This window comes from Amycolatopsis sp. NPDC051903 (assembly GCF_044452505.1).
In the GTDB taxonomy this organism is placed as follows: domain Bacteria; phylum Actinomycetota; class Actinomycetes; order Mycobacteriales; family Pseudonocardiaceae; genus Amycolatopsis.
In genome coordinates this window covers 126190-146661 of sequence record NZ_JBITBT010000012.1, presented here as the reverse complement: position 1 = coordinate 146661, position 20472 = coordinate 126190, and the positions used below count along the sequence as shown (strand labels likewise).

Below are 20472 nucleotides of genomic sequence, written 5' to 3'. Positions count from 1 at the left end.
CGCGCCCGCACGTAGAATCGTCTGGTCAGGTGAAGCCCGTTGTCGAGGGAGCGAATGCGTGCCGCGTGGTGAGGGGGACGGCTGGGAAGTGCCGTCCGACAGCGAGGAGGACCGCCGCGGGCGGCCGGATCTCGCGGACCCGGACAGTTTCGCGGGCGTGGACGAGCTGGGGGCGCGAGCCCACGACGAGGGCGACGACGTCGACCCCGACCTGGACGCGCCGGACGCCGCGTACGCCGTCGGCGGGGGTGCGCGCGGCGGGATCGGCGGGATCGGGCAGCTGGGCGACAACCTGGCGACCGGGCCGGTGCCGGACCTGCTCGCGCGGGAAGACCAGGAGCTGCACGAGCTCGACGACCAGGGGGCCGAGGCGGAGTTCCCGGACCCGAACGGCCAGCAGGCCCGCCGCGAGCTGCTCGCCGTCGAGGCGGAGCTGAACCAGCGGTGGCCCGAGACGAAGATCGAGCCGAGCCTGGCGCGGATCCAGGCGCTGGTCACGCTGCTGGGCGAGCCGAACCGCGGTTACCCGGTCCTGCACGTCGCCGGGACCAACGGCAAGGGCTCGGTCAGCCGCATGATCGACGCGCTGCTCACCCGCATGGGCCTGCGCGTCGGCCGGTACACCAGCCCCCACCTGCAGCTCGTCACCGAGCGGATCGCGCTCGACGGGCAGCCCATCTCGGCCGCGCGGTACGTCGAGCTGTTCCAGGACGTCGCCCCGTACGTGTCGATGGTCGACGGCGCCAGTGAAGACGGCGTGCCGATGAGCAAGTTCGAGGTGCTCACCGGCATGGCGTTCGCCGCGTTCTCCGACGCGCCCGTGGAAGCCGCGGTGCTCGAGGCGGGCATGGGCGGCGCTTGGGACGCCACGAACGTCGCCGACGCCGACGTCGCCGTGATCACTCCCATCGGCCTCGACCACACCGAGTACCTCGGCCCGACGGCCGTCGACGCGGCGCGAGAGAAGGCCGGGATCATCAAGCCCGGGTCCGTCGCGGTCATCGCCGAACAGGACCAGGAAGTGCTCAACGTGCTGCTCAAGCGCGCGGTCGAGGTCGACGCCGCGGTGGCGCGGGCCGGCAGCGAGTTCGGCGTGCTGGAGCGCGAGGTCGCCGTCGGCGGGCAGCTGCTCAAGCTGCAGGGCCTCGGCGGCGTGTACGACGAGATCTTCCTGCCCCTGCACGGCGCCCACCAGGCGGCCAACGCGGCGCTCGCGCTCGCCGCCGTCGAGGCGTTCTTCGGTGCGGGCAAGGACAAGCAGCTCGTGCTCGAGGCCGTGCGCGAGGCGTTCGCGGAGGTCGAGAACCCGGGCCGGCTCGAGCGCGTGCGCGCTGCACCGGCGGTGCTCCTCGACGCCGCCCACAACCCCATGGGCGCGCAGGCGCTCGCGAAGGCCGTCACCGACGAGTTCGCGTTCCGCCGGCTCGTCGCGGTCGTCGCGGTGATGGGGGACAAGGACGCCGCGGGCATCCTCGAAGCGCTCGAACCCGTGGTCACCGACGTCGTCGTCACGCGCAATTCGGCCCCGCGGTCGATGCCGCTGGACGAGCTCACGCAGCTCGCCGCGTCGATCTTCGGCGAGGAGCGCGTGCTGAGCGAGCCCGACCTGGAGACGGCGATCGAGACGGCCATCGGCCTCGTGGAGCAGTCCGACGACCCGGAGGAACCGCTCGCCGGCGGCGGCGTGCTGGTCACGGGCTCGGTGGTCACCGCGGGCGACGCCCGCACCCTGTTCGGGAAGGAGCCGGCATGAGCGAGACCCCGGCGGTCACGCCGCCGCCCAAGGACCCGATGAAGGGCTTCCGCGGAGTGCTCTCGGGCACGCTGATCATGGAGGCCATCACCGTCGCGCTCGCGCTGCCGGTGGTCAACAAGCTCGGCGGCGGCATCACCACCGCCACGGGCTGGACGGTCATCGGCATCGCCGTGGCGCTGCTCGTGCTGTGCGGCCTGCTCAAGCACCCGTGGGCGGTGCCCGTGGTGCTCGTGCTGCAGGTCGCGCTCATCGCGCTGGCCTTCGTGCTGCCCGCGATCGCCATCCTGGGCGCCATCTTCCTCGCCGCGTTCCTCTGGTTCCTGCACCTGCGCCGCGACGTCGCCCGCCGCATGGCAGCCGGCACACTGCCCAGTCAGCAGCAACAGCAACAGCGCTGAGGGCGTTCACCGGAGCGTCGGGGGGAATTGTCCGGACCGCCGCTGTCGGCGGGGCGCTGCTCCTGCCGAGACCGTGTCCGCCGCACCGCTCGTGCGCCCGAACCACGTCCAGCGGGACGACCACGAAGTTTGTCAACTGACAACATGCTAGTGCCTCCTCAATATTGGTTGGTGCGGTAATTGATCTTTGAGTCGATGGTGTCCATCCTGGTCGCGGACGTGATGACCAGACCAGGTAGGACGGCGATGGCTCGGCCACCGGAGGTGTTCGTGCGGCCCTTGTCGATGGCCGAGGGGCAGCGGCTGCGGCGGATCAACCGCACCGCCAACGACCGAGTCCGACTGCGGCGGGCGATGGTCGTGCTGGTCTCGGCTCAGCGTGGGCCGGTTCGCGACATCGCTGACCTGGCCCAGGTCTCGCAACGCTGCGTGTGCCAGGCCATCCACGACTTCAACGAAACGGGGTTGGCCGCGCTGGATCCAACCCGATTACATGATCACCGTTGCTTGGTGCGGCACTAGGCCGGGGTAACGACCACCTGGACCTTCAACGGCCCCTTGGTGTCCGTGGCGCAGTACACCACGCGCGGCGGGCACGGGTAGCCGTGCGCGAGGATCACCAAGGCCACTTTGCCCGGCGCGACCGCCTGGTAGATCGAGGTCGTGCCGTACACCTGGGCCAGCCGGAGCACCGACCAGATCCGACCGTCCGAGGCGCGCTGGGCAGTGTCGTAGTCCAGCTTGACCAGACCGCCCACTCGCAGCACGACCGCGAGGTCCGGATCCATCCCCGGACTGACCTCCTGTTCGGCCCCCTTGGGCAGCGAGTACCCCGCCGGGGCCACCATCGGCCCCTGGTCGGGCACCACTAACCGGGAGCACCCCACCGACACCAACCCGAGCAACACCACCACGACGATCAACCTGCCCACACGCCCGAATCTAGCGCCCCACCACCATGGAGCGGGTTCCCTTAGGGGTTTCGAAGGAATGGCTGGGTCGGGCGGATGTTCGCGCCGTAGTGCCGATCTGAGCGCGAAGAGTAATCCGAAACGTTGTTGGTTCACCGATGATTGGGACGACCACCAAGTCCTCAACAACTGGTACCTCGGCGAGGTCCTCACCGACCGCCCGGAGTACGCCGAGAAGCGGTTCGACATTCTCGCCCCGCGGGCGTATCAGGCCTTTCACGAATGGCACCCCATCGACAGCAGCCGGGGGGCGGGTGAACCGCAGTTTCCGCTACGGCAGCCGCATCGAGGTGTTCGTGCTGGACATGCGTGCGTACCGCAATGCGCAACACCGCGGACCAGGCCAAGCCCGGCTACATCCTCGGCGACAAAGCAGGCGCCGGGAGCAACCGCGACGTGGAAGATCGGGCAGGCCGGCATGCCGATCGGCCTCGTCGTACTCGACGGTGAGGACATCGAGGCCGTCGCGAACAACCGCCCGGGCGGTCGCGAGACGGGAGCCGGCACGCGGCGGCGGGAGATCTCGCGCCGCCGTGTGCGGGACGTCGTGTGGCTGACCGCTGACGTCCCCTACACCGCCGCGCACGACTACGCGCCCGACCGCGCGGCGTTCAAGGACTTCGACCAGTTCGTGTCGGGCCCGCTCAACGCCGGCGCGTTCGGCCCGAACCAGCTGGACCCGACGTTCGGCCCGAGGCTGTGTTCGTCCACGCGCCGGCGACGCAGAACTCCTCGCCCGCGCAAGGGTTCCAGCACTTTGGTGAGCTGAACGTCGACGCCACCGGCGCCTCACCCGCAGGGCCGCTGAGCACGCCGAGACGGACGTCACGCGAGCGTCGGCTAGGCTCGCGGCCGGTAACACGAATCCGCACAAGGAGAAACACCGTCGTGACTGAACGCACGCTGGTCCTCGTCAAGCCCGATGGCGTCGCGCGCGGCCTCGTCGGCGAGGTCATCTCGCGCATCGAGCGCAAGGGTCTGAAGCTGGCCGCCCTCGAGCTGCGCACCGTGGAGCGCTCGCTGGCCGAGGAGCACTACGCCGAGCACAAGGAGCGCCCGTTCTTCGGCGACCTGCTGGAGTTCATCACGTCGGGCCAGGTCGTCGCGATCGCCGTGGAGGGGCCGCGTGCCATCGCCGCGTTCCGCCAGCTGGCCGGCGGCACCGACCCGGTCGAGAAGGCCACGCCGGGCACCCTGCGCGGCGACTACGGCCTCGAGACCCAGTTCAACCTGGTGCACGGTTCGGACTCCCCGGAGTCGGCCGAGCGTGAGCTGAAGCTGTGGTTCCCGGACCTGTGAGCCGGGGCTGAAGCCGGAGTGGTGCCGAGCGCGCCGCCCCGGCTTTCCCTTGTCCGACAACCTTTTCGAGGGGATCATGACGACGCTGCCGCTGCCCGCCCGCGACTACCTCCCGCACCTGCGCGCGCTCACGGCGTCGTTCGCGGACGTCGCGCGCTCGGCCGACGCGGGCGTGGCCGTGCCGGACTGCGCCGGCTGGACGTGGCCCGATCTCGTGACCCACATCGGCAACGTGCACCGCTGGGCCGCGGAGGTGGTGCGGACCGGCGAACCGCAGAAGCAGGCTTTCGCGACGCCGGTGCCGGGCGAGCTCGCCGGCTGGTACGCCGAGAGCGCGGCTGTGCTGCTGGCCGCGCTCGAGGAAGCCGACCCCGACGACCGGTGCTGGCACTTCTGCGGCACCGCGAAGACGAAAGCGTTCTGGTTCCGCCGCCAGGTCCACGAAACCGCGGTGCACCTGGTCGACGCCCACCGCTGCGCGGGCACCACGCCGGTGCTCGACCCGCTCGTCTCGGCCGACGGCGTCGACGAGGTGCTGAGCGCGATGCTGCCGCGGATCACGCGCTGGCACGAGCCGCCGCCGCTCGCCGCTCCGCTCACGGTGCGCGCCACGGACACCGGGCACTCGTGGACGGTCGTCCCGGGAGAGCTGCCCGCGCTGGGCGAAGCGGAGCCCGCCGCCGTCGTCGAAGCCACCGCGCAGGAGCTGCTGACGCTGCTGTGGAAACGCGGCGAGGCCACTGCGCGCGTGACGGGCGACGAGGACCTGGCCTGGACGTTCCTCAAGGCACCGCTTACCCCCTGACCGCTTCGGCCCGTTCTGAGCCATTCAGGCGGCGTTCACCGGGAAGCCTTCCGTCGGCCGCGCCGGTCGACTTTGCTGGGCCGAAGTCACTCACTCGATACTGGGGTACCTGGTGAAGAAGTCCCGCTCCGTGCTGCGCTGCGCCCTTTTCCCGGTGCTCGGCGCGCTGCTCACCACCGCCGTCACGGTGCCGGCGCACGCCGACCCGCTGGCCGCGCCGCTCGGCCCGCCGCCGGTCGAAGGCGCGCGGGCGGCCTCGTCCGCGCGCGAAGCACCGGTCACGGCCGGCGTCACGCCCGACGACGGGATCGAGACCAGCAGCGCCACCACGTCCGTGGCGCCCGGGCTGCAGCTCACGCAGTTCGACCGCTTCGACCCGGCCGGCTGGATCCGCGGCGACACCCTCACCGTCGACCTCACGAGCAAGGTCCTGAAGCCGACGTATCTGAACCCCGGCACGGTTTCCGCGCGCACGCCGCTCTCGCAGCAGCTGGCGCGCACTGGCGCGGTCGCCGGCGTGAACGGCGACTTCTTCGACATCAACGCGACCGGCGCACCGGAAGGTGTCGGCATCTCCGACGGGCAGCTGCAGAACGCGCCGGCCGCCGGGCACAACACCACCGCCGCGATCACCGACGACGGCCGCGCGAAGCTCGCCGACATCTTCCTCGAAGCGTCGGTGACCCTGCCGGACGGACGTGCCGTGCCGGCCACGAACTTCAACAGTCCCGTGCTGGGCAAGGACGCGCTCGGCGTCTACACGCCGCTGTGGGGCGCTTCGGCGCGCGCGACGTCGGTGGCCGGCGCGCAGCGCGTCGCCGAGGTCGAGGTGCGCGACGGCAAGGTGACGCAGGTGCGCACCCAGCCCGCCGACGGCCCGATTCCCGCGGGCAGCACGCTCCTGGTCGGCCGGGAAGCCGGAGCGGACGCGCTGTCGGCGCTGAAGGTCGGTGACCAGGTCGGCGTCTCGTACGCGCTGCGGTCCGACGCCGGGAAGATCGCCGTCGCCGTGGGTGGCAACGAGGCGCTGCTCAAGGACGGGCAGCTGCAGCCGGTGGACGACACCGCGCTCGCGCCGCGCACCGGCGTCGGCTTTTCGGCCGACGGCACGAAGATGTGGCTCATCACCGTCGACGGGCGGCAGGCCGACAGCCGCGGCATGACCGAGCTCGAACTGGCCCGGCGGCTCAAGGCGCTCGGCGCGGACGACGCGATCAACCTCGACGGCGGCGGCTCGTCCACGCTGCTCGCGCGCGGTGAAGGCGAGGCCGCGCCGAGCGTGCGCAACGCGCCGTCCGACGGCGGGGAACGCCTGGTGCCCAACGGGATCGGCGTCAAAACCGTGCTGGGCAGCGGGAAGCTCACCGGCTTCGCGCCGGCTCCGGCGCAGAACACGAAGAACGCCACGCGGGTCCTTTCCGGACTGTCGCGCGTGCTCGTCGCGGACGGCCACGACGAGACGGGCGCCGCCGTCGCGGCGCACCCGCGGTGGACGACGTCGGATCCGGCGCGCGCCACGGTGACCGGCAGCTTGCTCACCGCCCACGCCGACCACCGGAACCCGGGCGAGCGCGAAGACGTCCCGGTGACCGCGCGCGACGGCAAGGCTTCGGGCACGACCACGATTTCGGTGCTGGGCACGCCGGTGCGCCTCGGCACGAGCACCGCGCAGGTCGCGCTGTCGGGCGCCGGCGCGCAGAGCACGTTCCAGGTCTACGGCTACGACGCCGACGGCTACGGCACGTGGGTCGAACCGCGTGACGTCAAGCTCGACTACGACCCGGCGGTGGTCGACGTGCAGCCCGCCGCCGACGGGTTCCGGGTCACCGCCAAGGCGGCCGCGGGCGCCACCGCGATCACCGTGCACGCGGGCGGGCTCACCGAGCACCTCGCCGCGTCCGTGGGCACCGAGCCGCACGTGGCGTCTCCTTTGGACGGTCCCGCCGGCTGGGGCGCGACGGTGTACCCGGCCGTGGTCGGGGCCGCGCTGGCGCCGGCCGAAGGCCACGACGGCGGGCAGGGCCTGGCGCTCGACTACCGTCTCACCGGGACCACGGCCACGCGCGCGGCGTACGTGACCGCGGCGACGCCCCTCGCTCTGCCGGCCGGCACGCAGAAGATCGGCCTGTGGGTCAACGGCGACGGCAAGGGCGCGTGGCTGCGCGCGGAGCTGCACGACGCGGCGAACGTCGCGTCCATCGTGGACCTCTCGCTGAGCGTCGACTGGACCGGCTGGCGCTACGTCACGGCGAACGTGCCCGCGGGGCTGCCCGACGGCCAGCGCCTCACGCGCTTCTACGCCGTGGAGAACGTGCCCGATCAGCAGTACGAGGGGCACCTGGTGTTCGACGACCTGACCTTCGAGGTCGCGCCGTCGACGTCGGTGCCCGCCGACCCGGCCGTGCACGATCCGGCGCTCGTCACCGACGGCACGCTCGGCACGGGCGGGCTGCGGATCGCCGTGGTCAGCGATGCGCAGTTCACCGCCGACGCGCCCGACGGGCCGCTGGTGGCCCAGGCGCGGCGCGCGATGCGGGAAGCCGTGGCCGCGAAACCGGATCTGGTGCTGATCAACGGCGACCTCGTCGACCGCGGCACCGCACCCGACTTCGCGCTGGCGCGCCAGGTGATCGGCGAAGAGCTCGACGGCAAGGTGCCCTGGTACTACGTGCCCGGCAACCACGAAGCCGAAGGCGGGAACGGGCTCGCGAACTTCCAGGCCGCGTTCGGCGTCACGCACCAGGTCGTGGACGTGCACGGCATCCGGCTGGTGCTCCTGGACTCCTCGCGCGGTTCGCTGCGCGCCGGCGGCTTCGACCAGGTGCGGATGCTGCGCGACGCACTCGACAGCGCGGAGCACGACCGGTCCGTTCGCGGCGTCGTGGTCGCGATGCACCACCCCGTGAAGGACCCGAGCCCCACGGGCAACTCGCAGCTGGGCGACCGCAAGGAAGCCGATCTGCTGCAGACGTGGCTCACCGTTTTCGAGCAGGTCTCCGGCAAGCAGGCGGCCGCGATCGCGTCGCACGCCGGGGTGTTCAGCCTGTCGCGGACCGACGGCGTGCCGTACCTGGTGAACGGCAACTCCGGCAAGACGCCCGCGGCGGCGCCGGGCGACGGCGGGTTCGTCGGCTGGACGCTCGTGCGCGTCGACCCGGCGGCGAAGGACCAGCCGGTGCGGTTCGAGACGCGGCCGAACGTGGACGAGCTGACCGTGTCCGGCCCGGCTTCGCTGCGGCCGGGCGAGCAGGCGCAGCTGGCCGCGACCGTCACGCAGGCGGGGCGCGCGGTCCCGGTGGCGTACCCGGTGAGCGCGGACTGGAGCGGCTTCGCGGTGCACGTCGGCGCGGGCCGGCCGGCGCCGGGGGACGTCGTGTCCTACGACCCGTCGACGGGTGTGCTCACGGCCCTGCACCCGGGCGTCGCGCGGATCTCCGTGACGGTGAACGGGGTGACGCGAGCACAGTCCGTGCTCGTGCGCTGACCCCGGTGATCGGGAAACCGGTCGAAAAGTGTCGGTGGTCCCGCCTAGTGTCGAGCGGGTGGGCGAGTCAGCGGCGGAACCGGCGCTGGTGCAGGCGAAGGCACTGGTGAAGCGGTTCGGTGAATTCGAGGCGGTGCGCGGCATCGACGTCGAGGTGCGGCCGGGGGAGGCGTTCGGCTTCCTCGGGCCCAACGGCGCCGGGAAGTCGTCGACGATGCGGATGATCGCGTGCGTGTCGCCGCGCACCGACGGCGACCTGCGCGTGCTGGGGATGGACCCGGACGTCGACGGGCCGCGCATCCGCGCGCGCCTCGGCGTGGTGCCGCAGGAGGACAACCTCGACGTCGAGCTCACCGTGCGGCAGAACCTGCAGCTCTACGGCCGGTATTTCGGCTTGTCGCGGACGCACGTGCGGGCCAAGGCCGAGGAGCTGATGGAGTTCGCGCAGCTGAGCGACCGCGCGGAGAAACCGGTCGACTCGCTCTCGGGCGGCATGAAGCGGCGGCTGACGATCGCGCGGTCGCTCGTGAACGACCCGGAGCTGCTGCTGCTCGACGAACCGACCACGGGCCTCGACCCGCAGGCCCGGCACCTGCTGTGGGACCGGTTGTTCCGGCTCAAGGCGCGGGGCACCACGTTGATCGTCACCACGCACTACATGGATGAAGCAGAACAGCTCTGCGACCGGCTCGTCGTCATGGACGGCGGCCGGATCGCCGCTGAGGGCTCGCCGGCGGAGCTGATCGCGCGGTACTCCACGCGCGAGGTCGTGGAGCTGCGCTTCGCGCCGGGCGAACAGCAGACGGCGGCCTCGGCGGTCGAGGACCTGGCCGAGCGCGTCGAGGTCCTGCCCGACCGCGTGCTGCTGTACACGATGACGGGCGAGGCGACCCTGGAACGCGCGCACGAGCGTGGCCTGCGCCCGGTGTCCAGCCTGGTGCGGCGCAGTTCGCTGGAAGACGTCTTCCTTCGGCTGACCGGCCGGACGTTGGTGGACTGATGACGGTGACCTCCACCGGCCGCGTCGTCGGGTCCTGGCACGGCGCGTGGCTTCGCGTCGAGGGCCACTGGATGTGGTACCGGCGCCACTGGGTGAGCACGCTCTACTCCACCGGCCTGCAACCGGTGCTGTTCCTGGCGGCGATGGGTCTCGGCTTCGGCTCGCAGGTGCAGGCCGGCCCGGCCACCGGCGGCGTGTCGTACCTCGTGTACGTCGCGCCGGCGCTGCTCGTGGCGGGCGCGACGCAACAGGCGGTGGGGGATTCGACGTACCCCGTGCTGTCGGGCTTCAAGTGGCAGAAGGACTACGTGGCGGTCACGGCCACGCCGGTGTCGCCCGGCCAGCTCGTCGGCGCGCACTTCATCTGGACCGGGCTGAAGCTCACGCTGGCCGGCACGATCTACGCGGTGATCGCCGTGTTCTTCGGCGCGTGGCAGAACTTCGGCGCCGTGCTGGTGGTGCTCGTGGGCACCCTCACCGGGCTGGCCTGCGCCGCCCCGATGACCGCGCTCGCCGCGAAGACCTTCGACGAAGGGCAGCGGTTCGGCCTGCTGTTCCGGTTCGTGGTGATGCCGATGACGTTGTTCTCGGGCACGTTTTTCCCGATCAGCCAGATCCCCGTGTATCTGCGCTGGCTCGCCTGGCTGTCACCGCTGTGGCACGGCACGCAGCTGGCCCGCGCCGGCACCCTCGGCGGTGTCGGCGGGCTCGCGGTGCTCGGGCACACGGCGTACCTGGTTGCGCTCGTGGTGGTGGGCTGGGCGCTGGCCCACCGCTGGTTCTTCCGCCGGCTGGTGGCGTGATGACCGACGTGCGGCTACCCGAATTCCAGCGCCGCGGGCTGCTCATCCGCGTGCTGCCGCCCGGCATGTACAGCGGCCGGGCCGGGACGCTGATCGAGCGCGCGATCACCGTCTACGGGCGGTCGTGGACGATCCTGCTCTCCGGCGCGCTCGAGCCGTTGTTCTACCTGCTCGCGTTCCAGGTCGGGTTCGGCAAGCTGGTCCAGACCGTGCCGGGCCCGGACGGGCAGCCGATGAGCTACGTCGCGTTCGTGGCGCCCGCGCTGCTGGCGTCCTCGGCGATGAACGGCGCCGTCTTCGAGAGCACGTACAACCTGTTCTTCAAGCTGCGCTACGCGAAAACCTACGACGCCATGCTCGCCACCCCCATCGGCCCGCTCGACGTCGCGCTGGGGGAGATCGGCTGGGCGATGCTGCGCGGCGGGCTGTACTCCGTGGCGTTCATGGCCGTCACGGGCGCGATGGGGCTGCTCACGTCGTGGTGGGCGCTGCTGCTCCTGCCGGTGGCGCTGCTGGTGTCGTTCGCGTTCTCGGCCATCAGCATCACGCTCGTGAGCTACCTGAAGTCGACGTCGCAGTTCGACTACATCCAGCTCGTGCTGATGCCGATGTTCCTGTTCTCCACCACGTTCTTCCCGATCACCGTGTACCCCGAGGCGCTGCAGTGGCTCGTGCGGTGTTTCCCGCTCTACCACGGCATCGAGCTCATGCGCGGCCTCGCGATCGGCTACTTCTCGTGGGGCATGGCGGGCAACCTCGCGTACTTGGTGGTGCTCGCGGCGATCGGGGTCTGGGGCTCCACGCGGCGGATCGCGAAGCTCCTGCTCACCTGACCAAATTGCGACCTGACGCAATTCGGCCACCGCGCGGCCGGTGACGCGGCCGCCGGCCTGCCCCAAGCTGACCCGATGCACGGAAGATCCTTGACCGCGGCCGCGCTCGCCGCGGGCCTGACCCTCGCACTGGCCGTCCCCGCCACGGCCGCGCCCGCGCACCCACAGGCGTGGCAGCTCGTCGGCCCGAACAGCGCCGGCGGCCACCTCGCGTTCACCCCCGACCGGCCCGCGCGCCTGTACGTGCTGCCCGACAGCGGCCGCGGCGTCTACCGCACGGACGACCACGGCGACACGTGGACCACGCAGGGCGCGCTCGGCCTCACCGGGTACGCGATCGCCGCCGACCCGCGCGACGGCGACGTCGTGTACGTCGCCGCTCTCGACCAGGCCACCGGGACCGGCGAAGTCCTCCGCAGCGACGACGCGGCGCGCACCTTCCGCACCGTCGCGACGAGTCCCGGCGGGCTCAGCTCCGTCGTCGTCTCGGGCTCAGGCGAAGACGTCTTCGCCGCCGGCGACGACGGGGTGCTCACCAGCACCGACCACGGCCGCCACTGGGCGAAGCTGCCCGGCTCGCCGTCCGGCGTCACCGACCTCGCCCTCGACGGCGACGAGCTCTACCTGACCACGGGCGCCGAAATCCACGTCGTCGACCACGCCCTCAGCCGGCCGAACACGCCGCGCAAGCTGGCCGTGCCCGGCACGCCCTACCTCACGAGCCTGTCGGCCGGCGGCGGGATCGTCGTCGGCTCCGGTGTGCTCGGCAGCGGCGTGCTCTCCACCGACGCCGGCCGGACCTTCCGCACCCTCACCGGCCCGTGGGACGCCGGCGACGCGGCGGCCTTCACCGGCCTGACCGCCGACGGCACGCTCGAGGTCCAGACCATCGGCTCCGCGCAGCCCGACGGCAGCCCGGGCACCCGCGACGTGTGGCTGTCCCGCGATCGCGGCCGCACCTGGACGGACCGCCCGGCCGCGACCGCCGCCGTCGACCTCTACTCCGAGATCGGCGCGTTCCCCGACCGCGCGCGCGAGCAGGTCGTCTCCGGGCCCGCCGGCATCTTCACCACCGGCGATTCGGCGTCCTTCAAGCGGATCGGCGTCCCGGACACCGAGGTGAACGACCTCGCCACCGCCGGTCCGGCGCTGCTCGCGGCCACCCGCAGCGGCACCTACGGCTCGACCGCGCCGCTCGCGACGCACCTGCCGCGCGGCTACCAGGATTGGGGCTGGACGGGGAAGGCGCCCGGCACGTTCGCCAATTCCGTCGGCGCGCTCGCGGCCGTTTCCGCCAAGACCGTGCTGCGCGTGCGCCAGGGGTACTGCGAGGTCGACTGCTTCACCCTCGAACGCTCCGGCGACGGCGGCACGACCTGGTCGCCGCTCGCGACCGTCCCGGGGAACTCGCGTTCGCTCGTCGTCGACCCGCGCGACTCCGGCACCGTGTACGCCGGCAGCTACCTCACGCCGGCGGTCTACACGAGCCACGACGGCGGCCGCACCCTCACGCAGCACGCCATCCCCGGGCTCGACGGTGTGCAATCGCTGGCCGCCGACCCGCGCGGCACGCTGTGGATCGGCGACGTCACCGGCCTCTACCGCAGCACCGACGGCGCCGCGACCGCGCGCAAGGTCTTCGACGGCGAGGTCGCCCACGTCGCCGTCGATCCGCGCGATCCGCGCCACGTCGTCGTCACGGGCTCCGGCTTCGTGAAGGTCACCCGCGACGGCGGCGCCACGTTCCGCACCGCCACGGGCCTCGGCACCGCGGACTACTCCGACGCCGCCTTCACCGGCGACGGCACGCTCTACGTCTCCTCCGGCACCAAGTACGAGCCCGGGCAGGGTGTCTTGCGCAGCACCGACGGCGGCGCGCGCTTCACCGCGCTGCCCACCCAGCCGCTCGACCGCGACGTCCGCACCCTCCTGCCCACCCACGACGGCCGCTGGCTCCTCGCCGGCACCGGCGCCGGCGTCTACCGCCTGCCGCTGCGCTGAACCACCCGGCCGGGCGTCCACAGTGGATGCCCGGCCCGGTGTCTCAGTCCAGCCAGCCGAGCTTCGCCACCTGCCAGGCCAGCTGCATCCGGCTCGACGCGTCGGCCCGCTGCATCAGGTCCTGCAACCGCCGCTGGACCGTGCGCGGGCTGATACCGAGGTGCTTCGCGATCGACTTGTCGCTCACGCCGCCGACGAGCAAGGACAGCAGCCGGCGTTCGTCGGCCGACAGGGGAGTGTCGGCCGGGGCGCCGTCGATCCGCAGGGGCGACGCGCGTTCCCAGTAGCTCTCGAACAGCGCCACCAGCCCGGTCACCAGGGTGCTGCCCAGCACGAGCGCGGCCGTCGGTTCACCAGTGGTCTCGTCGTGGGCCAGCGGGCACAACGCGATCGACCCGTCGGCCACGGCGAGCCGCACCGGCAGCTTCGCGATCGTCCGGGCGCGCTCGCCCCAGCGGATGCCCTCGGCGACGCCCGCGACCGCGCCCGGCTCTTCGAGCAGCGCCGTCTCGTACAGCACGCGGAACCGCACGCCCCGCGCCAGCGCGCGGAACTCCTCGTCGTTCTCCGAAGCGGCCATCGCGATCGGCGCCTCGCGGCAGAACCAGAGCACTTCTTCGCGGGCGTCGCGTTGCAGCGAGAGAGCCTGCTGCCGGATGGCCTCCGCGCCCGTGACCACCTCGATCAGCCTCGACGGATCGCGCCGGCGCACGCTGCCGCGGTACTGCTCGGCCAGCTCCGTCACCGCCGCCCGCGCGCGTTCGAGCTCCGACTGGCCCTGCAACAGCAGCGGGCCGAGCGACACGTCGGGCGGCGCGGGCACGTAGTGCTCGCCGGTGCGGCTCACGAGCCGCTTCGTCACGAGCGCGCCGAGCACGCGTTCCGCCTCGGCCGCCTCGATCCCCAGCCGCGCGGCGACGTCTCCGGGCACCGTGCGGTAGCCGTCCACGAGCACGCGGAAGACCCGTTCCTCATCGGCGGTCAGGCCGAGCGCTTCGAGCACCGCACCTCCTCGTCGTCCGTGCCCGAGGTATCCAACCCGCGGCAGGTGTCGATCAAGGATCACGGGTGAGTCGGTGCGGTCACGGCTCACCGGGCGGGATTCGGCAGGCCCTTCTCCGGCGGCGCGACGGCGGCGAGCGCGTCGACCATGCCGTGGCCGTAGAAGCCGTTGTAGCTGTCGTAGCCGGCGCAGTAAGCGTCCTGCGTGCCGTCGCCCGTGAGGTCGTAGTCGTCGGGGCACGGCATCGGCGTCGCCCGCGTCTCCAGCGCGCGCCGGAGCGCGGTGGGTCCCATCGCCGGGTGCGCCGACTTCAGCAGCGCGAGCACCCCCGCGACGTGCGGCGCGGCCATCGACGTCCCGCACAGCGGCGCGTACCCGCCGGGCACGGTCGACACCACGCAGCGGCCCGCTTCGCCACCCGGCGCGGTGACATCCACCACACCGAGGCCGTACGAGCTGTAGCCCGCCTTCACCCGGTCCGCGCCGACGGCCGACACCGCCACCACGTCCCGCAGGCCGGCGGGCAGCGCTTCGCACTTCGCCGCGCTCGACGGTCGCGCGCCCGAGCGGGCCGACGGCGTGAGGTCCACGGCCTCGTTCGTCGCGGCGGCGACGTTCAGCGTCCCGGCCGAGGTGGCGTACTCGACGGCGCGCGCGAGCACCTCGTGCACCACTCCGCGGTCGTCGCCGCGCACGCACGAAAGGGACCACGGGTTCACGAACCAGCTGCTGTTGGTCACGGGGAAGTGGTGGGCGGCCGACCACATCAGCCCGCACACCGCGGCCTCCGGATCGGCGTAACCCCGGTCGTCGATCACCTTCACCGACGCGATCCGCACACCGGGTGCGACCCCGGTCACGCCCTTGCCGTCGTCGGCCGCCGCGATGATGCCCGCGACGTGCGTGCCGTGCACCGACGTGGTCGGCTGCCACGCCTCGGGCCGCGGGTCCGCGACGCCGGTGATGCAGCCGGCGGAGTCGGCCGGGTCCAGCGCGGCCGCGAGGTCGGGGTGGTGCGGGTCGACGCCGGAGTCGAGCACGCCGACCACCACGTCGCGGCTGCCCTCGGACGCCTGGTGCGCCCAGGTCGCGTCGACCATCCGCATGTCCCACTGCTCACCCGACAGGTCGGCCGCCGGGACCCGCGCCGGATCGGACAGGCGCAGCTCGGCCCGCGCCGGCTGCGGCGGTACCGGGTCGCCGGTCGCCCGCTGGGCCGCGAGCCGCGTGGCCTGCGCGCTGAACGCGCGGTCGAGCCCGATGTGGCCGGCGAAATCCGGATCGTCCGAAGTGACGACCGCCACGGCGATGTGCGGGTAGTACCCGACCGGGTGACCGCACGCGGCCTGGACCTGCGCGTCGGCGGACTTCTCGGACGTCCCGCGGTCGAAGGCGACGACGTAGCGCAGTGCCCGGCCCGCAGGGTGGCACCCGGTGCCGTCCGCGTCCGCCACCGGTACGGCGGCGAGGCACCCCGAAAGCACCGCGACCAGGCACACGGCCGCGCGCAGCGGCCGCGCCAGCAGGGACACCGGACCTCCTACCGAGCGGGGGCACACGCGTGCGTGCGCACGCGTGCCCGAGCCGCACGCTAGCCAGGCCGGAGCGGCTCGACAAGCGGTACGGCCAAGTTCGCCCGCCCGCATGAGTCCGGCGCGCCCGGGTGCCTGCTGCGGGCACCGACTACACCGGGTTCACCCCCGGGTGTGGGATACTCACGTCGACCGCCTCGTCGACGGGCATCCCGCCCGGGTCGTGCGCGGTCCGGAGGAGTGCCGGACAGGCACCACGCGCGTCGCCCCCGGGAGGCCGGGCAGCTCGACGTCGTGGAGCCGGCCCGCGGGGGCTGCTAGCCGTGCCGGCGCACCGCCGAGGAGACCTGGCCGTGCCCGGCTCGCCGAACCCCGGTGGGCCGCACGGTTGCCGAGCAAGGATTCCCGCCGCTGGTCACCACCACGGCGGGCACGAAACAGAAAGGGCCCCTGCGCGGCCGCGTCGTCACCGGTGGGAACCGGCCGACGCGCCCGGGGGCGGAGGAGACACATGTCGAACGCGGACACACCCGCCGATCAGACCGGCGGGAATACCGCCGCATCCGTGGCCAGCCGGCTGGGCGAGCTGCCGCCGCGCATCCGCGTGCACGCGCTGGCCAAGCTTCTCGGCCAGAGCAGCCGCGACTTGCTCGCGAAGCTCGCCGAGCTCGGAGAGAGCCCCCGCAGCGCGCAGTCGAGCGTGACCCGCGAGGTCGCGTTCCACGTGGCCGAGGCCCTGACCGGCCCGGCCGACGAAGCCGGTGCGGAAACCGTTGAGGCGGCTGGGACTTCCGAGACTTCCGGGACGTCCACCGCGGCCGAAAGCGCCGAGCCGGCGCCGGCGCAGCCCGAGCCCGCCGCTGCGGCTCCCGCTGCCGAAACGCAGGCCGAAGCGGCGCCCCCTGCCGAGGCGCCCGCCGCGGAGCCGCAGGCCGAGCCGGAAGAGCGGACGCCGGCTCGCCGTCGCGTGCGCCGCACCGTCGCGCCCGCGATCCCGGCCGCCGAAGCCCCGGCTGCCGAGGCCGAGCCCGAACCGCAGACCACGCAGACCAAGCGCCCGGTGCACGTGCCGGTGTTCGCCGCGCCGTCGCCGGTGTTCCTGCCGCCGGAGCCCGAGGCGGCGAGTGATCGCCCCGCGCGGCCGCGGCCCGAGGCCGTGTTCGGCGTCGGCTCCGAGCCGGTGAAGGAAGAGCGGGCCGCGGAAGAGCAGGTCGAGGAAGAACCGGCCGAGGACACCACGGCCGACGAGGCCGACGACCGCTCCGACGACGACGGCGAAGGCCCCGGCGGCCGTCGCCGGCGCCGGCGCGGACGCCGCGGCCGCGGTCGCGGCAAGGGTGGCGACGAGGGCGCCGACACCGACGACGAGCCCGGCGAGGACCAGGGCCGCAAGCGCGACGACGACAAGGACAAGCAGGCCGACACCGAGGCCGGCGAGAGCGCCGAGGGCGAGCCCGACGAGTCGGCCGCGGACGGCGACACCGACAGCGATGCCGACGGCGAAGGCGGCAGCCGCCGCCGTCGCCGCCGTCGCCGCCGCAAGGGCGGGGACGACGACAACGCCGAGGCGACGGGCGGCGACGACCCGCCCAACACCGTCACCCACGTGCGCCAGGGCAAGGCCGAGCAGGCCGAGCGCCCGGCGCGCGACGAGGTGCGCAGCGTCCGCGGCTCCACGCGCCTCGAGGCCAAGCGCCAGCGCCGCCGCGACGGCCGCGAGGCCGGCCGCCGCCGCGCGCCGATCCTGTCCGAGGCCGAGTTCCTGGCCCGCCGGGAGGCCGTTGAGCGCGCGATGGTCGTCGCCGAGAAGGGCGACAACACGCAGATCGGCGTGCTCGAGGACGGCGTCCTCGTGGAGCACTTCGTCACGTCGGCCGGCAGCGGCTCGATCGTGGGCAACGTCTACCTCGGCCGCGTGCAGAACGTGCTGCCGAGCATGGAGGCCGCGTTCATCGACATCGGCCGCGGCCGCAACGCCGTGCTCTACGCCGGTGAAGTGGACTGGGACGCCGCCGGGCTCGAGGGCAAGGCGCGCAAGATCGAGCAGGCCCTCTCCACCGGCGACAGCGTGCTCGTGCAGGTCACCAAGGACCCGGTCGGGCACAAGGGCGCCCGGCTGACCACGCAGATCTCGCTGCCGGGCCGCTTCCTGGTCTACGTGCCGGCCGGCGGGGCCACGGGCATCTCGCGCAAGCTGCCGGAGAACGAGCGGCGCCGCCTCAAGGACATCCTCAAGCGGATCGTCCCCGAGGACGCGGGCGTGATCATCCGCACCGCCTCGGAGGGCATCAGCGAGGAGGAGCTCGACCGCGACGTCCGCCGTCTCAAGGCGCAGTGGGACGTCATCAAGGAGAAGGCCGACGCCGGGTCCGCTCGCAAGGGCGGCGCGCCGACCATGCTCTACGAGGAGCCCGACCTGCTGGTCAAGGTCGTGCGCGACCTGTTCACCGAGGACTTCGCCAAGCTCGAGGTGCAGGGCGGCAAGGCGTGGGAGACCATCCGCTCCTACGTCGAGCACGTCGCCCCGGACCTGACCGATCGGCTCAAGCGCTACACCGGCACCGGCGACGTGTTCGCCGACCACCGGGTCGACGAGCAGATCATGAAGGCCCTCGACCGCAAGGTCTGGCTGCCCTCGGGCGGTTACCTCGTGATCGACCGCACCGAGGCCATGACGGTCATCGACGTCAACACCGGCAAGTTCACCGGCTCGGGCGGCAACCTCGAGGAGACGGTGACGCGCAACAACCTGGAGTCGGCGGAGGAGATCGTCCGCCAGCTGCGGCTGCGCGACATCGGCGGCATCATCGTGATCGACTTCATCGACATGGTGCTCGAGTCCAACCGCGAGCTGGTGCTGCGCCGCCTCACCGAGTGCCTGGGCCGCGACCGCACGCGCCACCAGGTCGCCGAGGTGACGTCGCTGGGCCTCGTCCAGATGACGCGCAAGAAGATCGGCACGGGCCTGCTCGAGGCGTTCTCGACGCCGTGCGAGCACTGCAAGGGCCGCGGCGTGATCGTGTCGACCGAGCTGCAGCGCAACGGCGGCGGCAACGGGAACAACGGCCACAACCACGGCAACGGCGGTGACACCAAGGGTTCCCGGCGCTCCCGCGGCCGCGGTGGCAAGACCGAGGAGCAGCACACCGAGCCCGCCAAGGCCGACCAGCCGGCCGGCCCGACGCCCGAGCAGCGCGAATCCGCGGTGTCCGCGGTGCAGGCCATGGTGAACGCGTCGAAGGCGGCGTCGGCCAAGACCGACCACGAGCCGGGTGACGCGGCCGCCGACCAGCCGGCTCCGGACGGCGAGGCGCCCGCCGCGCCCGCCGCTGACGAGGCCGGCCAGCCCGCCGAGGGCAAGGCCGGCGACCGTGGCAGGTCCCGCCGGGAGGCTCGGGCGGCGCGCCAGGCCGCCGCGGAAGCTGAGGCCGGCGACGTCCAGGCCGGCCCGGAAGCCGAGCCGAAGGCCGCGGAGGCTGCCGCCGACGAGGCGCAGCCGGCTGTGGAGCGTGAGACCACCGCGTCGGAGGCCCAGCCGGAGCCGGCTGGGACCGCTGAGGCGGAGGAGCCTGCTGAGGCAGCTCAGCAGGCCGAATCCGAGGTCAGTGCGCCGGTTCCGGCGACGCGGCCCACCCGGCGCCGTCCGCGCCGGGCGGCGTCGCGGCCGGCGGGTCCGCCGGTGCACGCCTCGGAGCAGAGCTGAAAGACCACGTAGGGGACCCCGGTGTCCATCCACCGGGGAACCTCACGTAACCTGTAGTACGGCCTGCCACCAGAGCAGGCCGCTGCGCGAGCACCTGGACCGCCCCCGGGCGGGCCGTCCGCGCCAGCCCCCCACCCGATTGCCTAGTAGTTTTAGGGCCGAGTTAATGCAGGAGACTTCCGTGTCGGCGTACGCGATCGTCAAGACCGGCGGCAAGCAGTACAAGGTGGCCGTCGGCGACGTCGTCGAGGTCGAGAAGCTCGAGGGCGAGCCGGGCACCGAGCACACCTTCCCCGCCGTGCTGTTCGTGGACGGTGGCGAGGTCACCACGGACGCCGACGCGTTGGCGAAGGTCTCGGTCACCGGCAAGGTCGTGGAGCAGACCAAGGGTCCGAAGATCCGGATCCACAAGTTCAAGAACAAGACCGGCTACCACAAGCGCCAGGGTCACCGGCAGAAGCTGACCCGCGTCGAGGTCACCGGCATCTCCAAGTAGTTCTTCGGATCTTCGTAGTCTTCAGAAAGAGGCTTGAGCGATGGCTCACAAGAAGGGTGCGTCCAGCTCCCGCAACGGTCGTGACTCCAACGCCCAGCGACTGGGCGTGAAGCGCTACGGCGGCCAGGAGGTCAACGCCGGCGAGATCCTGGTTCGCCAGCGCGGCACCAAGTTCCACCCCGGCGTGAACGTCGGCCGTGGCGGCGACGACACGCTGTTCGCCCTCGCCGCCGGTGCGGTCGAGTTCGGCACCAAGCGTGGCCGCAAGACGGTCAACATCGTCGTGCCTGAGGCCGTGGAAGCCTGAGCTTTCCAGGCTTAGCGCGCACGATCTTCTGACGAGGGGTGGAGCCGGAATATCCGGCACCACCCCTCGTTTGTCTTGTTC

The 20472-nt window shown here is 72.6% G+C and carries 16 protein-coding genes and 1 pseudogene; 14 read left to right on the top strand and 3 right to left on the bottom strand.

What is annotated here, in order from left to right; all coding sequences use genetic code 11:
• Positions 1-58 precede the first annotated feature (58 nt).
• From ACIA77_RS25250 to ACIA77_RS25240, 3 genes are all read left to right on the top strand, one after another.
• Complete coding sequence (locus ACIA77_RS25250; protein WP_395888427.1) at positions 59-1753, top strand: bifunctional folylpolyglutamate synthase/dihydrofolate synthase; 1695 nt, start codon at positions 59-61, stop codon at positions 1751-1753.
• On the top strand, positions 1750-2154 hold the full coding sequence (locus tag ACIA77_RS25245) for a DUF4233 domain-containing protein (protein WP_395888426.1): 405 nt from the start codon (positions 1750-1752) through the stop codon (positions 2152-2154). Before ACIA77_RS25250 ends, ACIA77_RS25245 begins: the two co-directional genes overlap by 4 nt.
• Before the next feature lie 246 nt (positions 2155-2400).
• The gene (locus ACIA77_RS25240; RefSeq protein WP_395888425.1) at positions 2401-2676 is read left to right on the top strand and encodes a helix-turn-helix domain-containing protein; all 276 of its coding nucleotides are present in this window, start codon (positions 2401-2403) and stop codon (positions 2674-2676) included.
• Here the strand turns inward: ACIA77_RS25240 and ACIA77_RS25235 are convergent.
• Entirely contained in the window at positions 2673-3086 is a 414-nt protein-coding gene (locus ACIA77_RS25235; RefSeq protein ID WP_395888424.1) for a hypothetical protein, read from the bottom strand. The genes ACIA77_RS25240 and ACIA77_RS25235 overlap by 4 nt on opposite strands.
• A gap of 142 nt (positions 3087-3228) precedes the next feature.
• Between ACIA77_RS25235 and ACIA77_RS25230 the strand changes: the two are divergent.
• The 8 genes and pseudogenes from ACIA77_RS25230 to ACIA77_RS25195 form a co-directional block, all read left to right on the top strand.
• Positions 3229-3908 (top strand): annotated as a pseudogene (locus ACIA77_RS25230) (alkaline phosphatase D family protein); the annotation flags it as partial.
• A 105-nt stretch (positions 3909-4013) separates the two neighbouring features.
• On the top strand, positions 4014-4424 hold the full coding sequence (ndk, locus tag ACIA77_RS25225) for a nucleoside-diphosphate kinase (RefSeq protein ID WP_204096982.1): 411 nt from the start codon (positions 4014-4016) through the stop codon (positions 4422-4424).
• A 76-nt stretch (positions 4425-4500) separates the two neighbouring features.
• Complete coding sequence (locus ACIA77_RS25220; protein ID WP_395888423.1) at positions 4501-5229, top strand: maleylpyruvate isomerase family mycothiol-dependent enzyme; 729 nt, start codon at positions 4501-4503, stop codon at positions 5227-5229.
• 112 nt (positions 5230-5341) lie between these two features.
• The gene (locus tag ACIA77_RS25215; protein ID WP_395888422.1) at positions 5342-8713 is read left to right on the top strand and encodes a phosphodiester glycosidase family protein; all 3372 of its coding nucleotides are present in this window, start codon (positions 5342-5344) and stop codon (positions 8711-8713) included.
• Between the two features lie 58 nt (positions 8714-8771).
• On the top strand, positions 8772-9713 hold the full coding sequence (locus tag ACIA77_RS25210; RefSeq protein ID WP_395888421.1) for an ABC transporter ATP-binding protein: 942 nt from the start codon (positions 8772-8774) through the stop codon (positions 9711-9713).
• Entirely contained in the window at positions 9713-10516 is an 804-nt protein-coding gene (locus ACIA77_RS25205; RefSeq protein WP_395888420.1) for an ABC transporter permease, read from the top strand. The genes ACIA77_RS25210 and ACIA77_RS25205 overlap by 1 nt, the downstream gene beginning before the upstream one ends.
• Positions 10516-11349 (top strand): ABC transporter permease, encoded by an 834-nt coding sequence (locus ACIA77_RS25200; RefSeq protein ID WP_395888419.1) that lies wholly within the window; start codon positions 10516-10518, stop codon positions 11347-11349. The genes ACIA77_RS25205 and ACIA77_RS25200 overlap by 1 nt, the downstream gene beginning before the upstream one ends.
• Positions 11350-11424: 75 nt before the next feature.
• Positions 11425-13350 (top strand): WD40/YVTN/BNR-like repeat-containing protein, encoded by a 1926-nt coding sequence (locus ACIA77_RS25195; protein ID WP_395888418.1) that lies wholly within the window; start codon positions 11425-11427, stop codon positions 13348-13350.
• A gap of 43 nt (positions 13351-13393) precedes the next feature.
• Here ACIA77_RS25195 and ACIA77_RS25190 read toward each other — a convergent pair whose 3' ends face one another.
• Positions 13394-14353 (bottom strand): LuxR C-terminal-related transcriptional regulator, encoded by a 960-nt coding sequence (locus ACIA77_RS25190; protein ID WP_395888417.1) that lies wholly within the window; start codon positions 14351-14353, stop codon positions 13394-13396.
• Positions 14354-14439: 86 nt separating this feature from the next.
• A complete protein-coding gene (locus ACIA77_RS25185) occupies positions 14440-15885 on the bottom strand; it encodes a S8 family peptidase (protein ID WP_395888416.1) in 1446 nt (481 codons plus the stop codon).
• Positions 15886-16396: 511 nt separating this feature from the next.
• Between ACIA77_RS25185 and ACIA77_RS25180 the strand changes: the two genes are divergently transcribed.
• The 3 genes from ACIA77_RS25180 (at position 16397) to rpmA (ending at position 20391) form a co-directional block, all read left to right on the top strand.
• Complete coding sequence (locus ACIA77_RS25180) at positions 16397-19588, top strand: translation initiation factor IF-2 N-terminal domain-containing protein (RefSeq protein ID WP_395888415.1); 3192 nt, start codon at positions 16397-16399, stop codon at positions 19586-19588.
• A 181-nt stretch (positions 19589-19769) separates the two neighbouring features.
• On the top strand, positions 19770-20084 hold the full coding sequence (gene rplU, locus ACIA77_RS25175; protein WP_009081084.1) for a 50S ribosomal protein L21: 315 nt from the start codon (positions 19770-19772) through the stop codon (positions 20082-20084).
• Positions 20085-20124: 40 nt separating this feature from the next.
• A complete protein-coding gene (gene rpmA, locus ACIA77_RS25170; RefSeq protein WP_395888414.1) occupies positions 20125-20391 on the top strand; it encodes a 50S ribosomal protein L27 in 267 nt (88 codons plus the stop codon).
• Positions 20392-20472 lie beyond the last annotated feature (81 nt).